At 64.8% G+C, this 22785-nt stretch carries 21 protein-coding genes and 2 pseudogenes; 16 read left to right on the plus strand and 7 right to left on the minus strand.

Translation table 11 applies throughout. From position 1 onward, the window contains the following. Positions 1–3 precede the first annotated feature (3 nt). The gene (locus MSIMFI_RS07350; protein ID WP_191498066.1) at positions 4–1212 is read left to right on the plus strand and encodes an MBL fold metallo-hydrolase; all 1209 of its coding nucleotides are present in this window, start codon (positions 4–6) and stop codon (positions 1210–1212) included. Next, positions 1209–1958: an SDR family NAD(P)-dependent oxidoreductase gene (locus MSIMFI_RS07355; protein WP_191496714.1), complete on the plus strand. Its 750-nt coding sequence runs from the start codon at positions 1209–1211 to the stop codon at positions 1956–1958. The genes MSIMFI_RS07350 and MSIMFI_RS07355 overlap by 4 nt, the downstream gene beginning before the upstream one ends. Positions 1959–1992: 34 nt before the next feature. On the opposite strand, the gene MSIMFI_RS07360 is transcribed toward MSIMFI_RS07355, so the two are convergent. After that, positions 1993–2382, minus strand: coding sequence for a hypothetical protein (locus tag MSIMFI_RS07360; protein ID WP_191496715.1), 390 nt, complete (start codon positions 2380–2382; stop codon positions 1993–1995). A 205-nt stretch (positions 2383–2587) separates the two neighbouring features. On the opposite strand from MSIMFI_RS07360, the gene MSIMFI_RS07365 reads away from it, so the two are divergent. Beyond that, positions 2588–2899 carry a PE family protein gene (locus MSIMFI_RS07365; RefSeq protein WP_191496716.1) on the plus strand — a complete coding sequence of 104 codons (312 nt, stop codon included), beginning with the start codon at positions 2588–2590 and terminating at the stop codon, positions 2897–2899. Positions 2900–2953: 54 nt separating this feature from the next. Beyond that, positions 2954–3349 carry a DUF2237 family protein gene (locus MSIMFI_RS07370; protein ID WP_186245246.1) on the plus strand — a complete coding sequence of 132 codons (396 nt, stop codon included), beginning with the start codon at positions 2954–2956 and terminating at the stop codon, positions 3347–3349. A gap of 3 nt (positions 3350–3352) precedes the next feature. On the opposite strand, the gene MSIMFI_RS07375 is transcribed toward MSIMFI_RS07370, so the two are convergent. After that, positions 3353–4669 carry a M1 family metallopeptidase gene (locus MSIMFI_RS07375; RefSeq protein WP_191496717.1) on the minus strand — a complete coding sequence of 439 codons (1317 nt, stop codon included), beginning with the start codon at positions 4667–4669 and terminating at the stop codon, positions 3353–3355. After that, positions 4666–8577, minus strand: a complete 3912-nt coding sequence (locus tag MSIMFI_RS07380) for a Pls/PosA family non-ribosomal peptide synthetase (RefSeq protein ID WP_191496718.1) — start codon at positions 8575–8577, stop codon at positions 4666–4668. Before MSIMFI_RS07380 ends, MSIMFI_RS07375 begins: the two co-directional genes overlap by 4 nt. A 91-nt stretch (positions 8578–8668) precedes the next feature. On the opposite strand from MSIMFI_RS07380, the pseudogene MSIMFI_RS29970 reads away from it, so the two are divergent. Further along, positions 8669–8869 (plus strand): annotated as a pseudogene (locus MSIMFI_RS29970) (hypothetical protein); the annotation flags it as partial. Between the two features lie 11 nt (positions 8870–8880). On the opposite strand, the gene MSIMFI_RS07385 reads toward MSIMFI_RS29970, so the two are convergent. Beyond that, the gene (locus MSIMFI_RS07385; RefSeq protein WP_191496719.1) at positions 8881–9534 is read right to left on the minus strand and encodes a GntR family transcriptional regulator; all 654 of its coding nucleotides are present in this window, start codon (positions 9532–9534) and stop codon (positions 8881–8883) included. A gap of 67 nt (positions 9535–9601) precedes the next feature. Here MSIMFI_RS07385 and MSIMFI_RS07390 point away from each other — a divergent pair, with 67 nt between their 5' ends. The 10 genes and pseudogenes from MSIMFI_RS07390 to MSIMFI_RS07435 all read left to right on the plus strand — a co-directional run bounded on the left by MSIMFI_RS07390 (position 9602) and on the right by MSIMFI_RS07435 (position 18832). Further along, positions 9602–10987, plus strand: coding sequence for an LLM class flavin-dependent oxidoreductase (locus MSIMFI_RS07390; protein WP_191496720.1), 1386 nt, complete (start codon positions 9602–9604; stop codon positions 10985–10987). Next, on the plus strand, positions 10980–12164 hold the full coding sequence (locus MSIMFI_RS07395; protein WP_191498067.1) for a CaiB/BaiF CoA transferase family protein: 1185 nt from the start codon (positions 10980–10982) through the stop codon (positions 12162–12164). The genes MSIMFI_RS07390 and MSIMFI_RS07395 overlap by 8 nt, the downstream gene beginning before the upstream one ends. 17 nt (positions 12165–12181) lie before the next feature. Then, positions 12182–13090 (plus strand): HpcH/HpaI aldolase/citrate lyase family protein, encoded by a 909-nt coding sequence (locus tag MSIMFI_RS07400; protein WP_191496721.1) that lies wholly within the window; start codon positions 12182–12184, stop codon positions 13088–13090. 311 nt (positions 13091–13401) lie between these two features. Then, positions 13402–13716, plus strand: a complete 315-nt coding sequence (locus MSIMFI_RS07405) for a PE family protein (RefSeq protein WP_191496722.1) — start codon at positions 13402–13404, stop codon at positions 13714–13716. Next, complete coding sequence (locus MSIMFI_RS07410) at positions 13713–14987, plus strand: PPE family protein (RefSeq protein WP_191496723.1); 1275 nt, start codon at positions 13713–13715, stop codon at positions 14985–14987. The genes MSIMFI_RS07405 and MSIMFI_RS07410 overlap by 4 nt, the downstream gene beginning before the upstream one ends. Positions 14988–15024: 37 nt before the next feature. Beyond that, positions 15025–15318, plus strand: a complete 294-nt coding sequence (gene esxG, locus MSIMFI_RS07415; protein WP_191496724.1) for a type VII secretion system protein EsxG — start codon at positions 15025–15027, stop codon at positions 15316–15318. Positions 15319–15350: 32 nt separating this feature from the next. Continuing rightward, positions 15351–15641, plus strand: a complete 291-nt coding sequence (locus tag MSIMFI_RS07420; protein ID WP_191496725.1) for a WXG100 family type VII secretion target — start codon at positions 15351–15353, stop codon at positions 15639–15641. A gap of 49 nt (positions 15642–15690) precedes the next feature. After that, complete coding sequence (gene eccE, locus MSIMFI_RS07425; protein ID WP_318187381.1) at positions 15691–16815, plus strand: type VII secretion protein EccE; 1125 nt, start codon at positions 15691–15693, stop codon at positions 16813–16815. Positions 16816–16976: 161 nt separating this feature from the next. Then, positions 16977–18335 (plus strand): annotated as a pseudogene (locus tag MSIMFI_RS07430) (WS/DGAT/MGAT family O-acyltransferase); the annotation flags it as partial. Positions 18336–18352: 17 nt separating this feature from the next. Next, complete coding sequence (locus tag MSIMFI_RS07435; protein WP_191496727.1) at positions 18353–18832, plus strand: NUDIX domain-containing protein; 480 nt, start codon at positions 18353–18355, stop codon at positions 18830–18832. On the opposite strand, the gene MSIMFI_RS07440 is transcribed toward MSIMFI_RS07435, so the two are convergent. Further along, positions 18829–19881: a DUF2330 domain-containing protein gene (locus MSIMFI_RS07440; RefSeq protein WP_191496728.1), complete on the minus strand. Its 1053-nt coding sequence runs from the start codon at positions 19879–19881 to the stop codon at positions 18829–18831. The two genes, MSIMFI_RS07435 and MSIMFI_RS07440, sit on opposite strands and share 4 nt — an antisense overlap. Before the next feature lie 82 nt (positions 19882–19963). Here MSIMFI_RS07440 and MSIMFI_RS07445 point away from each other — a divergent pair, with 82 nt between their 5' ends. After that, on the plus strand, positions 19964–21196 hold the full coding sequence (locus MSIMFI_RS07445) for a cytochrome P450 (protein ID WP_191496729.1): 1233 nt from the start codon (positions 19964–19966) through the stop codon (positions 21194–21196). A 7-nt stretch (positions 21197–21203) separates the two neighbouring features. Here MSIMFI_RS07445 and MSIMFI_RS07450 read toward each other — a convergent pair whose 3' ends face one another. Both MSIMFI_RS07450 and MSIMFI_RS07455 read right to left on the minus strand, forming a co-directional pair. After that, entirely contained in the window at positions 21204–21644 is a 441-nt protein-coding gene (locus MSIMFI_RS07450; RefSeq protein ID WP_191496730.1) for a hypothetical protein, read from the minus strand. A gap of 45 nt (positions 21645–21689) precedes the next feature. Continuing rightward, positions 21690–22784 (minus strand): ATP-dependent DNA ligase, encoded by a 1095-nt coding sequence (locus MSIMFI_RS07455; protein WP_191496731.1) that lies wholly within the window; start codon positions 22782–22784, stop codon positions 21690–21692. Position 22785: the final 1 nt, after the last annotated feature.

Genomic DNA, 22785 nt, shown 5'->3' on the forward strand with positions numbered 1-22785 from the left:
GCCATGCGCCCGGCTTGCGCCGAACAGGCCGAACGGATCGCCCCGGGACTGTGGTGTTCGCCGGGCCTGTCGAATGCGTACCTGCTGACCACGGCTGAGGGTCGGGTGATCATCAATACCGGCATGGGGTTCGAGGGGCCGGTGCACCGCGCCAATTTCGACGCTGTTGATTCCTCGCCGGTGCGCTACATAATCTTTACCCAAGGCCACGTGGATCACGTCGGCGGCCTGGACAGTATCCGGGACCCCGACACAATCGTTGTTGCGCAAGCGAACTGGCGCCTGTGGCGCGACGACAACGAACGTCTCATCCGGTATCGAGCCAGCCGCAGTGCCTTCGCCTTCAAAGACACCTTGGCGGCGGGTATCCAGGCCTTCCAACGCCGGCTCGGCGCCACCCATTTGCCGGGCCAGAGTGTCCCCACCGTCGATCTCGACTTCGATGACACCCTCACCCTGGACGTTGGTGGGCGATGCCTGGAGCTAATCTCCGCGCCCGGCGGAGAAACCACCGACTCGCTGGTCGTATGGCTGCCCGACGAGCGGATTTGCTTATGCGGAAACACCTTTGGTCCGCTATTCGGACATATACCCAACCTGGTCACGATTCGCGGCGACCGATACCGAGATGCCCTGACGGCCATCGAGTCGGTTGAGCGGGTGCGCGAGTTGCAACCCGAACTCCTGGTCACCGGTCACTTCGCACCGATCGTGGGCGCGGACCGCATCAACGCCGAACTGACCCGGCTGCGTAACGCGATTCAGCACATCCACGATCAGACCGTCGCTGGCATGAACGCCGGCAAGGACGTCTGGACCCTGATGCGTGAGATCACTTTGCCCGCGGAATACGAAGTGGGACAAGGCTATGGAAGAGTCTCCTGGGATGTGCGAGCCATCTGGGAGAACTACTCCGGATGGTTCCATCACCGCTCGACCACCGAGCTCTATCCGATCGCCTTCGACGCCGTCGCCGCAGACGTGGTAGAACTGGCCGGCGCAGACGCACTCGTGGAACGGGCGCGGGCGCACCTCGCGGCCGGCCGCCCACTGCACGCCATCCACCTCGCCGAGCTGGTATACAAGGACCATCCGGGTGCGTGCCAAGTGCTGCGCGACGCCCACGAGAATCTCTTGGCGGAAAGTAAGAACTTCTGGGAGAGCGCCTGGCTTAGGCATTATTTGGAGCAGCAGATTGCGAGCAACCCGTGACGGCGCGGGTGAGGTTCGACTTCACCGGAACCACTGCGCTGATCACCGGCGGAACCAGCGGCATTGGACATGCGATCGCGACGTTGTTCCGGGACGCCGGCGCCGATGTCGCCATCACCGGAACCAAACCCAGTGCGGCAGACTACGACACCGATTTGTCCGGAATGACATATCAACAGCTACGCATCACCGAGCCTGATTCAGTGGACAAACTGGCGCAGCGTTTCGCCCAACTCGATGTGCTCGTGAACAACGCCGGTGCGACCTTTCCCGGGGGCCTCGACGAATCCAAGCCAGAAGGGTTCGAGGCTTCGGTCGCTCTCAATCTCACCGGTCCGTACCGGTTGACCATTGGACTCCGCCGGGCATTGAAGGCATCGAAAGCGGCGGGAGGTGCCAGCGTGGTGAATCTGGCGTCCATGTCTGCGCTACGAGCCGTACCGGCGGTGCCCGGCTACGGGGCCGCGAAGGCCGGGGTCATCTGTGTCACGAGGAATCTCGCCGCCAAATGGGCGCCCATCGGAATTCGGGTCAACGCGGTGGCGCCGGGTGCGATCGTCACCCCGATGACCGCGCCCATGCAGGTCGCGCCCGAACTAGTGGATGCCGAGTTGGCGCATATACCGTTGCGCCGCTTCGGATCCGTCGGGGAGATCGCGCCCACGGTGGCGTTCTTGTGCACGGAGCAGAGCAGCTACACGACCGGCGCGGTCTTCGTCGTCGACGGCGCATCGGATTGTGTCTGACGGCGCGCTGCCGGCGCTAACCCGGCGGCGCGAGTTAGAGGCCGAAGGAGGGCTGTGCCGGCATCTCGCTAACCAACACCGGAAGCGATATCGCTCCAGTGCCACCGGTCACCACAAGTACCCAACGACCATTGACAGGCAGGCGCAACTGCAGCTCGAAGAAGGCGAACCCGGGAAACTCAGCGACGGCGGATTCGGGCACCTCGAACTGCAGGCGGATCGGATCGTCATCTGTCGGAGGCCGCATCTCAATCTCAACTTGCCGGTCTGAGCTACCGGGTTCCGCCTGGGTCAGCACCACCAACACAAAGCGGGCCAATCGGTCCGGTCCAAGAGCAAATCTGGACAGCACGCCGCCCGACACATTGAGTTTGTTGTCTACCGCGGCAGCTGCGTCGGCCAGAAAGGCGCCCGTAAGTATCACGCCGCTGAACCTACCGCACCGTCCCCAGCCGTTCCTCCGGCGCCCGGTGAACCGCCGATGCCGCTGCACCGTACGTCTCAATGGGTTTGTGCCCCAGACGGTCCCAGCCCACAAGTTTATTTGTTCATCCGGAAACAGTCGCCGATTGCTACTATCGCAGGCGTAACTGTATAAGACTCACCGAAGACTGATACAGGAGACGCACATGCAGCCCATGACGATTGATTCGGCTGCGGCCGACATCGGTTCACAGATCTCGGACAATGCTTTCCAAGGCTTGCAGGACGGTGCGACAGCGTCGACGTCGTTGACGTCGCTGCTGCCCGCAGGTGCCGATGAAGTCTCAGGGCAGGCGGCGATGGCATTTGCGACCGAGGGTGCCCAGCTGCTCGCCTTGAACCAGGCGGCGCAAGAAGAGTTGGCGCGGGCGGGTGCGGCGTTCACTGAGATCGCACGCACGTACGCCGATGCCGACGTCAACGCGGCCGCAGGCCTGCGCGGCGTCGCGTTGCGATAACGGGTTAGCGCCGAGCTTTAGCAAATTTTCGTGCGGAAGCGCGATACTGAGGCTATGCCCGAACGCAACGTGCTGGGCGGCCTTTTGGAACCGTGCGGCACCGACCCAGTCACCGGCTTCTATCGCGATGGCTGCTGCTCGACCGGCCCCGAAGATTTGGGACGGCACACGATCTGCGCGGTGGTGACCGCCGAGTTCTTGGCGCACCAGCGTTCCATCGGCAACGATCTGTCAACTCCGGTGCCCGAGTACCGCTTTCCCGGTCTGCTACCGGGCGATCGCTGGTGTGTCACCGCCGTGAACTGGCTGCGGGCCCACCACGATGGCTGTGCGGCCCCCGTGGTGCTGGCATCCACCCATGAGCGGACCCTCGAGGTGGTGCCCCTTGAGGTACTGCAGGAGCACGCCGTCGACGTCCCTGACGATCTGGCGAACTTGGAGCAGCCCTAGGTCCTAGGGCACCTCGGTCGAGTACAGCCAGGCATCCCACAACGGCCGCAGCGACTCGTCGGAGTAGTTGGCCGCCAGGCCGGTGAAGTCGTCGGTGACGACGGTTGCATGACGGTACCGGGCCGTCCATTCCTCGAGCAGCGCGAAGAATTTGTCGTCGCCTAGGCGCCCGCGCAGGGTGTGCAGGGTCAGCGCGCCGCGCTTGTATACGCGGTCGTCGAACATGTTGTGCGGTCCGGGATCGGCCAGCAGCAGATCTTGCGGTTTATCCCGCAGCTGTTGGTGGTGGAAGCGGGCCAGATCGTCGGCGCTCGCGCCGCCGGCGTGCTCGGACCACAACCACTCCGCGTAACACGCGAAGCCCTCGTGCAGCCAGATGTCGCGCCACCGCCGTGCGGTCACTGAGTTGCCGAACCACTGGTGCGCAAGTTCGTGGGCAATCAGCCGCTCACTGGACCGGGTGCCGTCGCAGTGATTAGCGCCGAAGATCGAAATCCCTTGGGCCTCAAGCGGTATCTCCAACGGATCGTCGGTGACCACGACCGTGTACCCGTTGGCCAGCGGATAGGGTCCGAACCGTTCGACGAAGAACTCCATCATTTGTGGCTGGCGGGCAAAGTCGTGGTCGAAGTCGTCCCGCAGCCTCTGCGGCAATGCGGCCTGCATCTGCACCGGAGCCTTGGCCAGCCTCGCCATCTGGTATCTGCCGATCTGCAGGGTGACCAGGTAGGTCGAGGTCGGCTCCGATTGCTCGTAAGTCCAGACGGTCCGCGAAGCTCGTGCCCGCCGCGACACCAACTTCCCGTTGGCCACCACCCGGTAGGGGCTTTCGGTGCTGATTTGGATTCGGAACGCGGCCTTGGCGCTCGGGTGGTCATCACACGGAAACCAGGATGCGGCGCCGTTGGGCTGCCCCGCAACGAGCACGCCCTCGGTCAGTTCCTCGAAGCCGACCCCGCCCCACAACGACCGCAGCGGTCGCGGCGCACCGCCGTAGCGCACCACGATCGACAGCGCCGCCCCGGTTGGAAGCTTGGATTCCAGCCGGACACGCAATTTGCCTCCGCGAGAGGAGAACTGGGCCGCGCGTTTGCCATTCACCGAAACCTTCGACACGGTCAACGCGGTGGACAGGTCGAGCGTGAATTGCTGTAACGCGGTGAGTGTGACCGCGGTGATGGTCGCCGATCCGGTCAGCCGGTTGCTCGCGACTTTGTACTCGAGATCCAGCTCGTAGCGCGAAACCCGGTAGCCGAAGTTGCCGTTCTTAGGCAGGTAGGGGTCGATCACCTGGGTGACCGTCTTGGGTGAAGTTTTCACGCGGCAGTGTCCTCGACGGCACCGTTGGCCGGCTTCTTGTCGCGGGACTTTTTGCGCTTGATGTCCCACGGCCTGATCGGATTGCCTTGCCAGCGTGTCGACGGCGGCACCTCGTCGCCGCGCACCACCAATGATGCGGGACCGACGGCCGCGCCGGCACCCAGGCGGGCCGCGGGCAGTGCGACGCAATGGGGGCCCAGGGTCGCGCCGGGTTCGAGCACGACGCTGTCCATCCGCATGATCCGGTCATGGAACAGATGCGTCTGGACCACGCAGCCGCGGTTGACTGTGCTGCCCGTGCCGAGCTCAACGAGGTCGGCCTCCGGTAGCCAGTAGGTTTCACACCACACGCCCTGGCCGACGCGCGCGCCCAGCCCACGCAACCACAGGTTCATCACCGGTGTACCACTGGCTGCGCGCGCAAACCACGGTGCCGCAACAGTTTCCACGAATGTATCGGCCAGCTCGTTGCGCCACACGAACGACGACCACAGTGGAAACTCGCTCGCCTCGATCCGGCCAACCAAAAGCCATTTCGCCGCGACGGTAATACCGCCGGCGACGGCACCCGCAGCCACCAGCACCAGCCCGCCGCACAGCGCCGCCCACCAGATTCCGAAAGTTATTGCCAGCGCCTGCAGCGTGCCTAGCACCGCTAGACCGATCGCGACCGTGACGATGACCGGCACGAGCCGACAGGTCTCCACCGCGGCCCGCATCACCCGCAAACGGATCGGCGGGGCATACGTGGTTTCCGTGTCGGCCTCGGCGGGGCGGCGGCGCAGCCGCATCGGTGGGCTGCCCAACCAGGAGGAACCGCGCTTAGCCTTCGGCGGCGTCGCGGACAACACCGCGACCAGCCCGTCCTCGGGGACGCGGCGCCCCGGCTGGGCGATGCCCGAGTTACCGAGGAACGCGCGCCTGCCCACTTTCGTCTCGGCGGCGTAGATCCAGCCGCCACCGAGCTCGTAGGAGGCGACCATCGTGTCGTCGGCCAGAAACGCGCCGTCCTCGACCACGGTGAACCTGGGGGTCAGCAACACCGTGGAGATCTCGGTGCCGCGACCCACCCTGGCGCCGAGGATTCGGAGCCAGACCGGAGTCAGCAGGCTGGCATACAGCGGGAAGAGGTAATTGCGTGCGGCGTCCATCAGCCGTTCGGTGGTCCATAGCTGCCAGCCGGCTCGGCTGCGCACGGGGTGGTAGCCCTCGCGCACCCTGATCGACAGCACCCGCACCGCCACCGCCGTGAGCAGCGCGTACACCGTGAGCGCGGCTAGTGTCGCTACCGGTGTCCACAGCAGTGCGGGCAGGACCGCCTGCGACCAGCTACGGGTGCGGTGGACGGCCACTGCGATCGGCGCGAGACCGCACGCTGCCGCTAGCAGCGGCAGACCGGCAAGCAACAGCGATGTCAGCCCGTACACCGCAACCCAACGCGAACCGCGCGCGGGCCGCTCGTCGGGCCAGGGGTGGTTGACCCGGCCCGACTTCGCGGCCGGCGAACCCTTCCAGTACTGGCCGTTCTTGATTTTGCCGAGCACGCCCGATCCGGGCGCCACGTCGGCGTTCTTGCCGACGACCGAGCCCGGCAGCATCGTGGTTCGCGAGCCGATCGTTGCGTCATCGCCGATCGTGATGGTGCCGAGGTGGAACACGTCTCCGTCGATCCAGTGTCCGCAGAGGTCCACTTCCGGTTCGATCGCGCTGCGGTGCCCGACCGTGAGGAACCCGGTGACCGGTGGTATCGAGTGCAGGTCAACTCCTTTGCCGATGTCGGCGCCGAGCGCACGGGCGTAGTACACCAGCCACGGCGCCCCGGCCAGATTCTGCGCACCGCTGGTTTCGGCCAGCCGCTCGGCGATCCACACCCGTAGATGCACCGAGCCGCCGCGCGGGTAGCTACCCGGCTTTACCTTGCGGAGCAAGATGCGTGCGACGAGCACCGCGACGCCCATGCGGCCCACCGGTGTGACGAACACGACGAACGCGACCGCGACGAGCCACCAATTCACCGCCACCGTCCACGGCACCACATGCAAGGCGCTGGCGACGTTGTTGACCAGAGCCAGCCAGGTCAGCCACGGAAACGCCGCCAGGGTTGCCAGCGGCACCGCCAGGATGGTCTGGGTCAGTTGGGTGCGCCGTGGTGTGGGTCGCACCACCCGCTCGGCGACCTGCGGGGGTGGCTCGAGTTCATCAAGGAACCCGGCGAGTGAGCCGAGCCGTGGATGGTCATAGAGGTCGGCGACCGTGAGCTGCGGATATTGGTGCCGCAACGTGGCGACGAGCTGTGCGGCGGCCAGCGAGCCGCCGCCGAGCGCGAAGAAGTCCGACTCCGGGCCGCTGACCCCACCGGTCACAGGGGCGCCGAGCAGCTCGCGCCACATCTCGGCCAGCCGGCCCGCGGTGCCACCCAGCTCGGCCGTTTCCTCTATATCTGTGCCGGGCGGTGGCCATGGCAATGCGTCACGGTCGACCTTGCCCGATGTGCGGGTTGGCAGCTCGTCGATTTGCACCAGTCGCGGGACCATCGCGGCGGGCAGGTGTGCGGCTAGCTGGTTGCGCGCCGAGGCGATGTCGAACGACGGATCCGCGCTAACGACATAGCCGACCAAAACGGTTGCGCCGGTGGCGGTCTGGCGAACCGCGGCCGCGCCGCCGCTGACCCCCGGCAGGTGCACCAGCGCGGAATCGACCTCGCCCAGCTCGATACGGCGTCCCCCGACCTTGACCTGGTCATCGGCCCGCCCGCAGAAATACAGCCCGTCGCGTTCCAGCCGGACCAGATCACCAGTGCGGTAGGCGCGCGCCCAGCCAAGCGTCGGCATTGCGGCGTACTTCTCGGCGTCCTTGTCGAGGTCCAGATAGCGGGCCAGCCCGACGCCACCGATCACCAACTCGCCGGTTTCGCCGTGGTTGACCGCTCGGCCGTCGGAGTCGACAACGGCCAGATCCCAACCGGACAGCGGCAAGCCGATGCCGATCGGCCCATTGCCGTCCAGCTTGGCGGCGCAGGCGACCACAGTGGCTTCGGTCGGGCCGTAGGTGTTCCATACTTCGCGCCCGTCTACGGCGAGGCGCTCGGCCAGCTCCGGAGGGCACGCCTCGCCGCCAAAGATCAACAGCCGCACGGCTTCCAGTGCTTCAGCGGGCCACAGCGCGGCCAGCGACGGCACCGTCGAGACCACGGTCACGTCACGGGTGACCAGCCAAGGGCCGAGGTCCATGCCGCTGCGCACTAGCGATCGGGGCGCGGGTACCAGGCAGGCGCCATGCCGCCATGCCAGCCACATCTCTTCACACGATGCGTCGAAAGCGACCGACAGGCCGGCCAGCACCCGGTCACCGGGCCCAATCGGGTTGTCCCGCAAGAACATCTGCGCCTCAGCGTCAACGAACGCGGCAGCGCTGCGGTGCGTGACCGCCACTCCCTTGGGGGTGCCGGTCGATCCGGAGGTGAAGATGATCCACGCATCGTCGCGGGTTTGCGGATTTCCGGCCAGCCAACCGCGTGACGAGCCGGGACCCCGCTCGATTCCCGCGTCGGTGATGACGGCAACGACATTTGCCTCACCGAAGACCAATTCGGCCCGCTCTTCGGGGTCGTCGGCGTCGACGGGCACGTATGCCGCACCGGTGGCAAGCGTGGCCAATATCGCCACATAGAGCGAATAGCTGCCCGAGGCCATCCGTATGCCGAGCCGGTCCCCCCGGCCGATGCCCCGCGCGGCCAGCCACGCCACGCTGTCCTCAATGTCGCTGATTAGCTCGCGGTACGTGAGCTGGACTTCGCCGTCGTCGACCGCGGCGGCATCCGGGTAGCGCGACGCGGTGTCATAGATGATGTCGATGAGCGTGCGCGGACTGGCTGCCTTGCTCGACAACAGGTACTGCGCGGGAATCACCCAATATTTCTACGCGAGATTGCCGTAGTCGGGACGCCGACAGGCCCTTGCTGAGGGCCGTCTGTCACAGCTGCCACATTGGATACACCGCCCTTGGGCCGCCGACCTCTATACCCGCGCCATCGCTCGCGGCAAAAGTCACCAGCACGCCGTGCGCATCCTCGCCCGCGCCTGGCTCTACATCATGTGGTGCTGCTGGCAGACCCACACCGCTTACGACCCCACCAAACACCGCGCCTTACAAGCCCTTAACGCGCATCACTCCCGGCAGGGGCCAAAGTGGCGGATGTGACTAGGTGGCAGTTAGCTGCGCCGCTGCAGCCAGTCGGCCAGGAAGCGCCCGGCGTCGAGGACGTGGCGTTCGGCGACGGCGCGGGCACGCTCGGCGTCCCTGTCGGCGACCGCGTCGAGCAATTCCTCGTGCTCGTCGAGGGAATGCTTCTCGTGGTCGGGGAACACGGTGAGGAAGTTGGTCGGCACCACCCGAGCCGCTTGCTTGATCTGGGTGAGCAGCCGTGGAGAGTGTGCAGCGCGGTGGATTTTTTGGTGGAAGTGCCAGTTAGCCTCGCCGATGCTGTCGTCTCCGGATCGGGCGGCGACGTCGGCCGCGAGCTCGCGCAACGTCTCGAGTTCTTCGGGTTCGATGCGTTGGGCCGCCCACGCCGCCGCTTGTCCGGTGAGCACTCCAAGAATGGTGAAACTGTCCAGGACGTCGCTGGGCCTGATACCGATCACCGTGATTCCGCTCCGCGGGGCGATTTTGACCAAGCCCTCGAAAGACAGTTCCAGCAGCGCCTCTCGAACCGGGGTTCGACTGGTTGCGAACTCCTCGGTGATGGCATCCAGATCTATGCGTAATCCCGCGGGCAGGACGCCGGTGAGAATGCGGTCCCTCAGTTCACGTGCGGCGCGTTCCCGCACGGTCCCGGAGATGTCGAGCCCTGATGTTGCCGCCACCGGCGCATCCTATCAAACAGAACACCTCACATTTGAAATCTGAAATATCAGATGTTAGTTTCGGGTTATGTCAGATCGACGACACGACAAGATGGCGCTGGTCGCATTCATGCAGGCGGGCAGCACCTCGGTATACGCGGGCTCGTGGCGGCACCCCGCGACCGAACACCGATATCTGGACGCTTCCTACTACGCGAAGATCGGGCGGCAGCTCGAAGAAGGCTGCTTCGACCTAATGTTCTTCGACGATCGACTGGCCATGCCTGGGGTCTACGGCGGATCGGTGGCCGAAGCGGTGTTCCATGGTGCCCGCCCGGTCAAGCTCGACCTGGGCGTCGTGCTTGGCGTCTTGGCGCAGGCCACGTCGAAGATCGGCCTCGGCGCTACATATTCGACGACCTACTACGCCCCATTCCACGTGGCCAGGACCTTCGCCACACTCGACCACCTATCCGGTGGTCGCGCCGCCTGGAACGTGGTCACCTCCGTCAATGACAGTGAGGCGCAAAACTTCGGCGTCGAAGCCCACCTGGGCCACGACGAACGCTACGACCGCGCCGACGAGTTCATGGACGTCGTCACCGGTTTATGGGACACCTGGGAAGACGACGCGATACTGCACGACCGAGCGTCCGGCCAGTACGCCGACCCCGCCAAGGTGCACCAACTAAGGCATGAGGGCCAGTATTTCTCGGCGCGCGGACCGCTGACCGTGCCACGCGCCCCGCAGGGCCGGCCGGTCATCATCCAAGCCGGATCTTCCGGACGTGGACGCGAATTCGCTTCGCGCTGGGCGGAATTGATCTTCACCGGCGACCCGGGTCTAGAGGTGGCGCGTACCCACTACGTGGATCAAAAGGGGCGTATCGCCGATGCCGGTCGTGATCCGTCCACGGTTCGCGTCTGCCCAATGGCCTACGCCGTGGTGGGGGAGTCCGAGGCCCACGCCAAGGACCGCGAAGCCATGTTCCTCAACGACTTGGTCCATCCCATGGCGTCGCTAACGTTGTTGTCGGAGCTGATGAATTACGACTTCGCCCAACATGATCTCGACGATCCGGTCACCGACGAGCTCATCGCGTCGGTCTCCGGCATTCGGGGGTTGGTGCAGAACCTGCGCGCGCACATCTCTTTTGAGGGCGGGGGCCGCCCCGTGACGGTGCGCGATCTCGCCGGTCACCGTGCCACCTTGTTGCAGGGACCGCGGTTCGTCGGCACTGGCGAGCAGGTGGCCGATCAGATGGCGGATTGGTTTGAAGGCGGTGCCTGCGACGGGTTCGTCTTGGCCGCAACGCATCTGCCCGGCGCGTTCGAAGACGTGGTGCGGATGGTGGTTCCTGAGCTGCAACGAAGGGGGCTGTTCCGCACTGCATACGAGTCGTCAACGTTGCGGGGACACCTTGGGCTGCAACGACCGTCGAACACCCGGGTCCGCGCCGGTGCCAATGCTTGACGGCATTCGGGTGCTCGACCTCGCGACCTTGGCCGCGGCCCCTTTGGTGGCGACCTATCTGGGCGAGTTCGGCGCCGACGTGATCAAGGTCGAGCAACCCCGACACGGTGACCCAATCCGGGGGTGGGGGAATCAGCGTGACGGCGTCGGCTTGATGTGGAAGTCGATATCGCGCAACAAGAGATCGGTCACGCTGGATCTGCGGTGCGCGGAAGGTCAGGAACTGGCACGCCGGCTAGTCCGGCGGGCCGACGTCGCCATCTTCAACACCCGGCCCCGGACGTTGCGCAAGTGGGGTCTGGACTACGAGAACCTGCGCGCGGTCAATGATCGGATAGTGATGCTGCACATCACCGGCTACGGGCTCACCGGGCCGAAGAGTGAGCGCCCCGGGTTCGGCACGCTCGGAGAAGCGATGAGCGGGTTCGCCCACATCACCGGGCCGGCCGGCGGGCCCCCCACCCTGCCGCCGTTCATGTTGGCCGACGGCGTCGCATCGCTGAATGCGACGTACGCGGTAATGATGGCGCTGTATCACCGCGATGTACACGGTGCCGCGGGGCAGCTGATCGACGTCAACCTCATCGACCCGCTGGCCCGGCTGCTGGAGCAGACCTTGTTGGGTTACGACCAATTGGGCCTGGTGCCCGAGCGAGCCGGCAATCGGTGGGACATCTCGGCGCCGCGTAACACCTACCGCACCGCGGACGGGCGGTGGCTGGCTATGTCCGGCAGCTCACCGGCCTTGGCGCTGCGGGTGTTCCGGGCGATAGGCCGGCCTGACCTGCTTGCGGACGCCGACTTCGCCGACCCCCAGCGACGCCTGGCCAAGGCCCTTGAAGTCGACACGGTAGTCGCGGATTGGGTTGCAACCAAAACGCTTTCGGAAGCGATGGCAGTCTTTGAAGCCCACGAGGTGGCGGCCGCGCCGGTGTACGACATCAGCGACTTGGTCACCGACGAGCAGCTCGCGCATCGTGAGGTGTTCATCTCGGTGGACGACGAACAGCTAGGGGCGATGAAAGTGCAGGCCCCGGTGCCGCGCTTCTCGGCAGAACCCGGGACGGTCGACCATCTGGGCCCCTGCCTTGGTGAACACAACGCCGAGGTCTACGGCGAGTTACTCGGTTTGACCGCCAACGACATCGATGATCTGCGCGCCCGTGGCGTGCTGTGAGGTAAGGAAACTCACCGATGACCCATCTGCTGCGCCGTTCCGAACTGGCCGTACCCGCAAGCAATGACAACATGTTCGATAAGGCCGCGGGGTGCGGAGCGGATCTGGTCTTCCTCGACCTGGAGGACTCCGTCCCGGCAGCCGTCAAAGTGGAATCACGCAGCAAGGCGATCGCCGCGCTGAACGACATCGATTGGGGACGCACGGCGCGCGCAGTGCGGATAAATGGCTTGGACACCCGGTGGTGCCACGACGATCTGATCGAGGTGGTGACCAAGGCCGGTGCGAACCTCGATACGGTCATCATCCCCAAGGCTCGTAAGGCCCGCGATGTCTGGTGGGTGGACGTACTGCTTACCCAGTTGGAATCGAAACTGGGCCTGGGCAAGCAGATTCGCCTGGAGGTGCTCATCGAGGAGGTTGAAGGCCTGGCCAACGCCGAGGCGATCGCGGTGGCCAGCGCCCGGTTGGATGCTCTCATTTTCGGTGTGGGTGACTTTTCATTGTCCCAGGGTGCGCGGGTGGACACGAATTTCGTCCCGCTCGGCGAATATCCGGGAGATTTCTGGAATTACGCCCGGAACAAGGTGATCGTGGCCGCACGGATCGCGGGCATCGACGCCGTCGATGCGCCTTATCCCGACTATCGCGATCTCGCCGGGTATGAGCGCGACGCCCGGCGTGCGTCACTATTGGGCTACACCGGCAAGTGGGCGATCCACCCGTCGCAGGTCGCCATTGCCAACGAGGTCTACTCGCCGACTGACGACGAAATCGCGCTGGCGGAGCGCAATGTTGCCGCTTACCGGGAGGCCGAAGCCAGCGGCCGCGGCGCCGTGGGTGTCAGTGGAGTTCTCGTCGACGCCGCACACGTGAAGATGGCGCAGGCGGTACTGGCCCGCGCTGCGTTGATCAATCGAGGCTGAATTCGGCGTCATGGCGTACCGCTGTCGCTAATCACAAATGCCGAAACGAGAAAGTGCACAACACAAGCGACTGATCGCAGCGCATTTAGGTCGACGACCCGCACCGAGAATATCCACTCTGTGCCGGACCTCAACGCGAAATCGAGGCTACGCCACCGTTACCTTTCCCTACGTAACCGTAGCTATTCGCAACAGTTGACAATGGCAAGTATCTGTGAGATTTATTTCCCGACAACTACGCAACGGACCGGTCGTGACCGAACGGCTTCGGCCTTGCGGCTAGGTGAAACGCGTTCAAAGGAATGTCAGAAATGACGCTGCGAGTGGTTCCTGAAGGTTTGGTGGCCGCCGGTGCTGCGGTGGAAGCGCTGACTGCGCGGCTGGCCGCTGCGCAAGCTGCTGCGGCACCCCTCATCACGGCGGTGGTGCCGCCCGCGACGGATCCAGTGTCGCTGCAGACCGCGACCGAGTTCAGCGCTCGCGGTGACGAGCATGTCGCGCTGGTGGCTGAAGGGATCGAAGAGCTCGGCCGCTCTGCGGCCGGCGTCGACGAGTCCAGCGTCAGCTACGCGGCCGGCGATGCCGCGGCGGCTGCGTCGTATCTCGCCTTCGGCGGCGGGGCGTGACGGCGCCGATCTGGATTGCGCTGCCGCCCGAGATACATTCGGCGTTGCTGAGCGACGGTCCAGGACCCGAGTCGCTGCTTGCGGCCGCCGCATCATGGACCTCGTTGAGTCACGAATTCGCCTCGGCAGCAGCGGAACTCACTGCAGTGCTGGCCGCGGTGCAGGGCGGCGCATGGCAGGGTCCGAGCGCCGAAAGCTACGCGGCTGCGCACCTGCCGTATCTGGCCTGGTTGACGAAGACTAGCGCCGACAGTGCCGCCGTGGCCGCCCAGCACGAAGGTGCGGCCGCGGCTTATACCACTGCCTTGGCGGCCATGCCGACGCTTGCGGAGCTGGCGGCCAATCACGTGACCCACGGCGTACTCCTAGCGACGAATTTCTTTGGCATCAACACGATCCCGATCGCGCTCAATGAAGCAGACTACATGCGGATGTGGATTCAGGCCGCCACCACGATGAGCGCGTATCAGGCGGCCTCGGGTGCGGCGATAGTGTCGGCGCCGCCCACCACGCCGGCTCCGGTGATAGTCAAGCCAGGTGTCGGTGCCGCCACCAACGCCGTGGCCACTGCAACCCAGTCTGGGTTTGGTGACATCCCGTGGAACCTGATCTGGGAGCTCATCAAGCTCGCATTGGAGATGTACATCGACTTCAACCTCTGGGTCTTGAAGGAGGACGCGCTTTTCCTGGAGAACCCGATCGGCAATCTGATCGCGATGTTCAATGCCTTCACGACCGACCCCTTCAATGCGCTGTTCCAGTGGGGTCCAATGATTTTCGCGCTAGGTTACACGGTGGTGCAGGGCGGAGCGCCAGCCGAGGCCCTGGCCGCGGGTGTGGCCACGGGCGCCGGGACCGCGTTGGTGGCCGCGTTGCCGCCCGCTCTTGCTCCGCTCGCCACCTCGATGCTGCAGGCGGCTGGGGGATCAGTGGGGGCTGCCCCGGCGGCTGTGGGAGCGGCTGCCGCAAGCTCCGTGACGCCGCTACCCGCCACCGCGGCGGCGATGCCGGCGGTGACGCTGGTTTCGGCGGTGACGCCGGCCCCGAGCAGCGCCCAAGCGGCGGTGGTGACTGCCTCCGCTCGGGGTGTCGGAACGTGGGACGCTGCCGGCGGCACCGGCAAGTGGACCCGCACGCAGCCTGCCGGGCTTTCTGTGCTGGAAGGCGGCGAGTATGGCGGTAGTCCGCGCGTGCCGATGTTGCCCGCCAACTGGGATCCGACTCTGGCGTGCGAACCGAGCACAGCGGCTGCACCGCAACTAACCACCTGATCACAAGCGACGAAAAACCCACAACGAGAGGAACATTATGAGTTTGTTGGATGCCCACATTCCGCAATTGGTCGCGTCCCAGTCGGCGTTTGCTGCCAAGGCGGGATTGATGCGGCACACGATTGGTCAGGCCGAGCAGTCGGCGATGTCGGCGCAGGCGTTCCACCAAGGCGAGTCTGCCGCGGCTTTTCAAGCCGCGCATGCCCGATTTGTGGAAGCGGCCACCAAGGTCAACCCCCTCCTCGACGTCGCACAGGCCAACCTGGGCGACGCTGCGGGCACTTACGTGGCCGCCGATGCCGCCGCCGCGTCCAGTTACACCGGCTTCTGAGCCAGCCACCATCAACGCCGAAAGGACCTGTGATGTCGCAGATTATGTACAACTACCCGGCAATGCTGGCCCATGCCGGAGAGATGTCGGGGTATGCCGGCACGCTACAGAGCTTGGGTGCCGAAATCGCTAGTGAACAGGCGGCGCTGTCGAACGCTTGGCAGGGCGACACCGGAATGACTTACCAGGGCTGGCAGACACAGTGGAACCAGGCTAGCGAGGACCTGGTGCGGGCCTACCAATCGATGGCGGGCACTCACGAATCCAACATCATGGCCATGAGCGCCCGTGACGTAGCCGAAGCCGCTAAATGGGGCGGTTAGCCTTCCTTGCGGAAGGTGTTGGCTTCGATCCAGTTTCGTGGTGGTAGGCGTGCGCTATAGCCGCCGAAACATTGCATGGCCGGGTAGGGGTCGGACCGCGCTGACGCTGTTGGCGGTGCTGCCCGCGGCGATGGCGTGTCCCTGGCGGTCGGCGCGCGAGCAGTGCGTCCTCGGTGCCGCTGTGGTCGTTGCGGTCATGTTGTTCGGTTGGTGGCGTGGGCTACATCTCACGACGATTGTGCGGCGCCGATTGGTGATGATTCGCCGCCGACCGATGGTGCGCAGGCACCGAGGGTGCTTTCTCGAAACAGGTATTGACGCGAAGACTACAGTTCTGCTCTGCATCCGGGGCCTGGCCGATGACAATATACTTCCGCTGCCGCTGATTGCCAGCTACCTGAACCGCTACGGGCTACGAGCCGACAAGATCCGAATCACCAACAGGTGCATCGCGACTGGCGTTTCGCGGACCTGGATCGCATTGACGGTGTCAGCCGCCGATAATCTGGCAGCGCTGCTGGCTCGTTCGTCGGCCATCCCGTTGGAACATGCCGCGCAGGTCGCGGCGCGCCGACTTGCAGACCATCTCAATGAGCTCGGCTGGGTGGTCACACTGGGGGGACCCGATGGCATCCCGCCGCTGGCCGCTCGATCCGCCCGTGAGACGTGGTCCGCGCTTCGACGCGAGATCATGCAGGGCGCCGGCGATTACGTTGCGGCATACCGGCTCGACATAGATGACGCGCTGCCCAACAGCCTCGATGCAGTCCGCGCTCGCCCGGCGAGTGAGACCTGGATAGCACTGGAAATAGCGTGCGGCCGAACGGGTTTGACGCTGGCAGCTGCCTGCGCGTTGCGGACCGACGCCGCGCCCGGCGGCGCCCCGCCAGTGCCCGGCCTGACACCGCAGCATGGCAACCACGCTAAGGCGACGATGGCGCTGAATCCGCTGTCATCCGAGCGCCTCGACGGACACACCGACCTGCCCGACGACCTGCTGGTCCGACTGCGGTGGCCGGCCTCAAGCCTTCGCGACGGACGACAGTGGCGTCTGCACTCGGCAGGCGGTCGGACCGGCTCCAAACCACCTCTTGCACGTCCGGGTCAGCACGCCCCGTTCGGCGTAACTCAATTAACGGGCCAATTGCGACAGGCTCATCCCGGTGGTCCGTAGGTAGCGATCGGCCCACTGTTCCGACCCTGCCAAACGGCGTGGTCTGGACGGATATCACCGGACGGTATGCCGCCCGCGTAGGTGTTGAAGCGGGACTGTGTCGAGGGTCATATCGCGGGGGCCCGCTACCGCAAATTCCTATATCGCGATCTAATAGGCGGATGGAGCTGATGATGCCCACCGACTCGATGTTTCTGTTTGTCGAATCACGCGAGCACCCCATGCACGTGGGCGGCTTGTCGTTGTACAAGCCGCCGGAGGGGGCCGATCGGCAGTTCGTTCGGCAGTTCACCGACTCTCTGGTTGCTAACGACGAATTCCAGCCCACTTTCCGCAAGCGCCCCGCGACCATCGGTGGCGGAATCGCCCGGGTGGCGTGGGCCTATGACGATGAAATCGACGTCGACTACCACGTGCGGCGCTCGGCGCTGCCGTCGCCGGGACGGGTTCGCGACCTGCTGGAGCTGACCTCCCGGCTGCACACCAGCCTGCTCGATCGTCACCGCCCGCTGTGGGAAGTGCATGTGGTTGAAGGTCTGAACGACGGCCGGTTCGCAATGTACGCCAAAATGCACCACGCCCTGATTGACGGTGTTTCGGCGATGAAGCTGATGCAGCGCACGCTGTCGCCCGATCCAGACGACACCGAAGTACGGGCAATGTGGAACCTACCGCGCCCACCGCGTGAGCCATCCGGTGGTGGATCGTCACCTTTGGATTCAGTGATCAAGGCAGCGGGATCCATTGTGGGACTAGCTCCTTCGACTCTGAAGCTGGCTCGCGGCGCGCTGATCGAGCAGCAGTTGACATTGCCATTCGTGGCTCCGCACACCATGTTCAACGTCAAGGTCGGCGGAGCCCGCCGGTGCGCCGCTCAGTCCTGGTCGCTGGACCGCATCAAGAACGTCAAGCAGGCCGCCGGTGTGACCGTCAACGATGCCGTCCTGGCGATGTGCGCCGGTGCGCTGCGCTACTACCTGATCGAGCAGAACGCGTTGCCGGACACCCCGCTGATCGCGATGGTTCCAGTAAGCCTGCGCTCGGAAAAGGAGTCCGAGGACGGCGGCAACAAGGTCGGCAGCATCCTGTGCAACCTCGCCACTAACGTCGAGGACCCGGCGGAACGGATTCAGGTCATCAGCAATTCAATGCGCGGCAACAAGAAAGTGCTCTCCGAGCTGCCGCGGCTGCAGGTACTGGCATTGTCCGCATTGAACATGGCGCCGCTGGCCTTGGCCGGTATCCCGGGTTATCTGTCGACCATGCGGCCACCGTTCAACATCGTCATCTCGAACGTGCGGGGCCCCGCAGAGCCGTTGTATTACGGCGGCGCCAAGCTCGACGGCAGCTATCCGCTTTCGAACATCCCGGACGGTCAAGCGCTGAACATAACCCTGGTCAACAACGCGGGGAATCTGGATTTCGGACTGGTCGGATGCCGCCGTAGCGTGCCGCACCTGCAGCGGCTCCTCGCGCACCTGGAGTCGTCGTTGAAGGATCTGGAACAGGCCGTCGGAGTCTGAAACGGCAACACCGCATGCCCAAGCTCAGCGCCGGTCTGCTGCTATACCGGGCGCGCGCGGGGGTGGTCGAAGTCCTGATCGCTCATCCGGGCGGCCCGTTTTGGGCCCGAAAGGACGAGGGCGCCTGGTCAATTCCTAAAGGTGAGTATGCCGACGGAGACGACCCGTGGGTGGCCGCCCAGCGCGAGTTCTGCGAGGAGATCGGGTTGTCGGTGCCCGACGGGCCGCGGATCGACTTCGGCTCGGTGAAACAACCCAGCGGCAAGGTGGTCACCGTGTTTGCCGTCCACGGCGATCTCGACGTCACCGACGCGCGCAGCAACACCTTCGCAATGGAGTGGCCCAAGGGTTCGGGCAAGCTGAGGGAGTTCCCCGAAGTCGATCGGGTGGGCTGGTTTCCGGTGGCGCAGGCGCGCACCAAGCTGCTCAAGGGTCAGCGTGTTTTTCTGGATCGGTTGATGACGGATCCCACGGCGGGGTTAGCCGAAAGCTAGACCGCCCGTCGTTGACCATGCCGGCGGACCACCAAGAAGATCACCGCCGCCACGACCATGATGACCAACAATCCAACGAGCAGGACTACCACGATCGGGATTTCGACGTTGTCATAGACGATGCGGACCTGCCGGTAGGCGTTGTCGTTGGGCGCATTGCCGAACGTGAAATCCGAAGAGATTCGCGACGTCTGAAAGATGTCCACCCGCGTCTTGGTCAGATACGACCCATGGTTACCGACCCATTCGCGCAGCAGTGGGTCTTGAACCGCACCTGCGATATTGCCGGCGAATTCGACCTTGGTGTTCTGGACGGCTGCGTCGGCATCGGTGCGCTGCTGCCGGTGGTCGGACAAGGTGAAGATGATCACGTGTTGTGGGTCCGCAGCGGCGACCGAGAGTCGCATCGGATAGACCAAGCGTGGCGACCGAAAGGTGAGTCGCACCGGATTGAGCCCGCCTACTATCGGGGTTTCGCTCGTCAGGCGCATCGCCACGAACGCCCAGCCTTCGCGCACGTACGGGTTCAGAGCGTCGGACACCGCCGGCCGGATGGAATAACCGTTGTCGGCCAACCACTTTTGCAGTCCGGCCAGGTCACCGCCGGCCAGGGTGGTGGCCTCAAGGGGGCCGAGGCGCACCTGATTGACCACTTCTGGCGGCCGAGCCGCGACCGCTCCTTCGCGCGGCGCGGGATCTCCAACGCCGATCCCCAGCGTCCAACGTCGCTGATGCCGAATCTGCGGCGCGGTGAGTTCGTCCAACTCCATGAAAGCGGCCTTGTCGCCCACCGCCACGGTTGCCGGTGTAGGAGTCGGAACCACCAGGGCGACGTTGTCCGCAGAGGCATTCATCGCAACCTGCATGAGAATGTTCTCCGTTGTCCCGTCCCAATGCACCAGCGCCACTTCATTGTTCATCGTGGCCTGGGCGCCGCCAGGAGCGACTGCCGCACCACAGGCACACGCGTAGCTCGGTGCGCTCAGCACCATGCTGGCGGCCAGAACGATGACGACAACCCCCAACCGGCCGATGCGCAGCACCGTCATTCCGCTGATGCTACGCGGCTGCGTGTGTGAGCCGAGACACTTTGAACACCGCCACTCTCAGCGATGCAGGCACACTGTGAGGATGACCGCCGCGTCGACAGTCCAGGCCGAATCGCAAGCTCTATTGCGCAAGATGCTCGACCCGGCCAACCGGGCGGACCCTTACCCGCTCTATGCGCAGTTTCGGGACCGCGGACCGTTTCTTCTGCCAGAGGCCAACCTCGCCGTCTTCTCGGCGTATCGACACTGCGACGAGGTGTTGCGACACCCCCTGTCGAGCAGCGACCGGCTCAATTCGACGGTTGCGCAGCGGGAGATCAGCAATGGCATTGAGCCACGCCCGCTGGGCCCGCCGGGATTCCTGTTCCTCGATCCCCCCGACCACACCCGGCTACGCAAGCTGGTCAGCAAGGCTTTCGCGCCAAAGGTGGTCAACGCGTTGCAACCCGACATCAGGGCGCTGGTGAGCGGCTTGCTGGACCGGGTTGATGGCCGGTTCGATGTCATCCGAGACTTCGCCTATCCGCTGCCGGTGGCGGTCATCTGCCGGCTGCTCGGTGTGCCGCTGGAAGACGAGCCGCAATTCAGCCGCGCGTCGGCACGGTTGGCACAGTCGCTCGACCCGTTCGTTTCCATTAACGGCCAACCGGAGGACGGTGTCGAGGAGCGGCGGCAAGCCGCTCAGTGGTTGCGCGATTATCTGCGCGGCCTGATCGAGCAGCGGCGCTCACATCCCGGCGACGACCTCATGTCGGGTCTGGTCGCAGTGGAGGAAGCCGGCGACCAGCTGACCACCGAGGAGATCGTCGCCACCTGCAACCTGTTGCTGATCGCAGGACATGAGACCACGGTGAACTTGATTGCCAACGCCATATTGGCGTTGTTGCGCCACCGCCCGCAATGGACCGCGTTGGGCGAAGACCCCGGTCGCGCCTCGGCCGTCGTCGAGGAGACAATGCGTTACGACCCGCCCGTACAACTGGCCAGCCGAATTGCCCTCGACCACATGAAAATTGGGGACGTCGAGGTACCCAAGGGCGACATCATGATGCTGTTGTTGGCCGCCGCGCAGCGGGATGCCGCCGAGTTCGACCGACCCGATGTCTTCGACCCGGATCGGGGGTCGATGCGGCACTTGGGGTTTGGCCTCGGGGCGCACTATTGCCTGGGCGCTCCGCTGGCGCGGCTGGAAGCCAGCATTGCCCTGGCCGCGGTGGCCGCACGCTTCCCGAACGCGCAGTTGCTGGACGGCGAGCCAAAGTACAAGTCGAACGTGACGCTGCGCGGACTATCGGAGTTGATGGTGGCGGTCTGATAGAGCCCTAGATCGAGCCGGTACCCAGGCCGTTGTTGCCGGGCAGACGGGGACCGGCCAGTCTGATCGCCAGCGGTATCGGTGTGGCCACCTGATCGGTGGCCTCGGCGTCGTAGTAAGCACCGATTGTGAACTCACCCTCGGATTCGATCGCGAATGAGAGGTCGTAGGTAAAGCACCGGTACTTGGATGGTTTGCCGTCCTCGTCAGGCCAGTCCCAACTCGACCGGAGCGCTCCGCGCCGCTCCCCGCCGGGGTCCTTGCATACGACATAAATTTGGGGCTCGTAGTCCCCGCCACTTGGCGCGTGCACCACCAGCACGACTGGAACGGTCAGCCACATCGGGATTTGGTCGACGTCATAGCTGGTCGTAGGTATTTGGGCGGCGTTAATCGCGGAGCCATCGAGGGTGGCTGAACCGGCCACGAACAATGCGGCTACGTGCATTGCGACAGCCTAACGTCGCTAGCGAAAATTGTTCGCATTTGCTCGTTATGGACTGTCTGCATTGCTGCCAATGAGGCCGGGCACGATGTCGCCCAGACTGAAAGTGACTGGTTGTTCCAGCTGCTCGTAGGTACACGAGCGTGGGTCGCGATCGGGGCGCCATCGGCTGAACTGCGCGGTGTGGCGGAAACGCACGCCTTCCATGTGGTCATAGCGCACTTCAACCACTCGCTCTGGTCGCAGCGGCACGAACGAGAGGTCCTTGCCGGCGTTCCAACGCGAGAACTCGTTCTTGCGTGGCGTGCGTTCGCCGGCAACGTGTGCGGCCCAGTTCCATGGGTGGTTGTCGAAACTGGTGACCAGCGGCTGCAGCTCGGTGAACAGTCGGCGTCGTTCAGCCATGGGGAACGCGCCGATCACCCCGACCGATGCGAGTTGGCCGTCATCCTGGTAAAGCCCGAGCAGCAGGGAGCCGATCGCGTCACCGCCGGACTTGTGCACCCGATACCCGGCCACCACACAGTCGGCGGTGCGCTCGTGTTTGATCTTGAACATGACGCGCTTGTCGGGTTGATAGGGGATTGCCAGCGGCTTGGCGACGACGCCGTCGAGACCCGCACCTTCGAACTCCTCGAACCATCGCTGCGCGGTGGATAAGTCGGTGGTTGCCGGCGTGATGTGGATCGACGGACCCGAGCCCACCGCCTCGACCAGGGCCGCGCGCCGTTCGTTGAACGGGAGCTGGGTGTAATCGTCGTCGCCGAGGGCCAGCAGGTCGAAGGCGATGAAGGCAGCCGGTGTCTGCTCGGCGAGCATTCGCACCCGCGAATCGGCCGGGTGGATGCGTTGCTGCAATGCCTCGAAGTCCAGCCCCTGATAGGCGCCGCGGGTTCTGGCGATGACGATCTCGCCGTCAATCACGCAACGTCGTGGCAACTCGGCTTTGACGGCGGCGACCAGCTCCGGGAAGTAGCGGGTCATCGGTCGCTCATTGCGGCTGCCCAATTCAACCTCGTCGCCGTCGCGAAAGCAGATGGAGCGGAACCCATCCCATTTGGGTTCATACGACGCATCGGGTGGGATCGCCTTCACCGACTTGGCGAGCATCGGTGATACCGGCGGCATGACGGGTAAGTCCATT

This window comes from Mycobacterium simulans (assembly GCF_900232995.1).
Classification (GTDB): domain Bacteria; phylum Actinomycetota; class Actinomycetes; order Mycobacteriales; family Mycobacteriaceae; genus Mycobacterium; species Mycobacterium simulans.

Excerpts from the sequence above, each read along its gene's own strand:
- MSIMFI_RS07365 (WP_191496716.1), top strand. The coding sequence starts at position 2,588 with ATGCAGCCCATGACGATTGATTCGGCTGCGGCCGACATCGGTTCACAG.
- MSIMFI_RS07405 (WP_191496722.1), top strand. The coding sequence starts at position 13,402 with ATGACGCTGCGAGTGGTTCCTGAAGGTTTGGTGGCCGCCGGTGCTGCG.
- MSIMFI_RS07350 (WP_191498066.1), top strand. The coding sequence starts at position 4 with ATGCGCCCGGCTTGCGCCGAACAGGCCGAACGGATCGCCCCGGGACTG.
- MSIMFI_RS07455 (WP_191496731.1), bottom strand. The coding sequence starts at position 22,784 with ATGGACTTACCCGTCATGCCGCCGGTATCACCGATGCTCGCCAAGTCG.
- MSIMFI_RS07370 (WP_186245246.1), top strand. The coding sequence starts at position 2,954 with ATGCCCGAACGCAACGTGCTGGGCGGCCTTTTGGAACCGTGCGGCACC.
- MSIMFI_RS07420 (WP_191496725.1), top strand. The coding sequence starts at position 15,351 with ATGTCGCAGATTATGTACAACTACCCGGCAATGCTGGCCCATGCCGGA.
- esxG (WP_191496724.1), top strand. The coding sequence starts at position 15,025 with ATGAGTTTGTTGGATGCCCACATTCCGCAATTGGTCGCGTCCCAGTCG.
- MSIMFI_RS07435 (WP_191496727.1), top strand. The coding sequence starts at position 18,353 with ATGCCCAAGCTCAGCGCCGGTCTGCTGCTATACCGGGCGCGCGCGGGG.
- MSIMFI_RS07400 (WP_191496721.1), top strand. The coding sequence starts at position 12,182 with ATGACCCATCTGCTGCGCCGTTCCGAACTGGCCGTACCCGCAAGCAAT.
- MSIMFI_RS07445 (WP_191496729.1), top strand. The coding sequence starts at position 19,964 with ATGACCGCCGCGTCGACAGTCCAGGCCGAATCGCAAGCTCTATTGCGC.
- MSIMFI_RS07390 (WP_191496720.1), top strand. The coding sequence starts at position 9,602 with ATGTCAGATCGACGACACGACAAGATGGCGCTGGTCGCATTCATGCAG.
- MSIMFI_RS07395 (WP_191498067.1), top strand. The coding sequence starts at position 10,980 with ATGCTTGACGGCATTCGGGTGCTCGACCTCGCGACCTTGGCCGCGGCC.
- MSIMFI_RS07440 (WP_191496728.1), bottom strand. The coding sequence starts at position 19,881 with ATGACGGTGCTGCGCATCGGCCGGTTGGGGGTTGTCGTCATCGTTCTG.
- MSIMFI_RS07450 (WP_191496730.1), bottom strand. The coding sequence starts at position 21,644 with ATGCACGTAGCCGCATTGTTCGTGGCCGGTTCAGCCACCCTCGATGGC.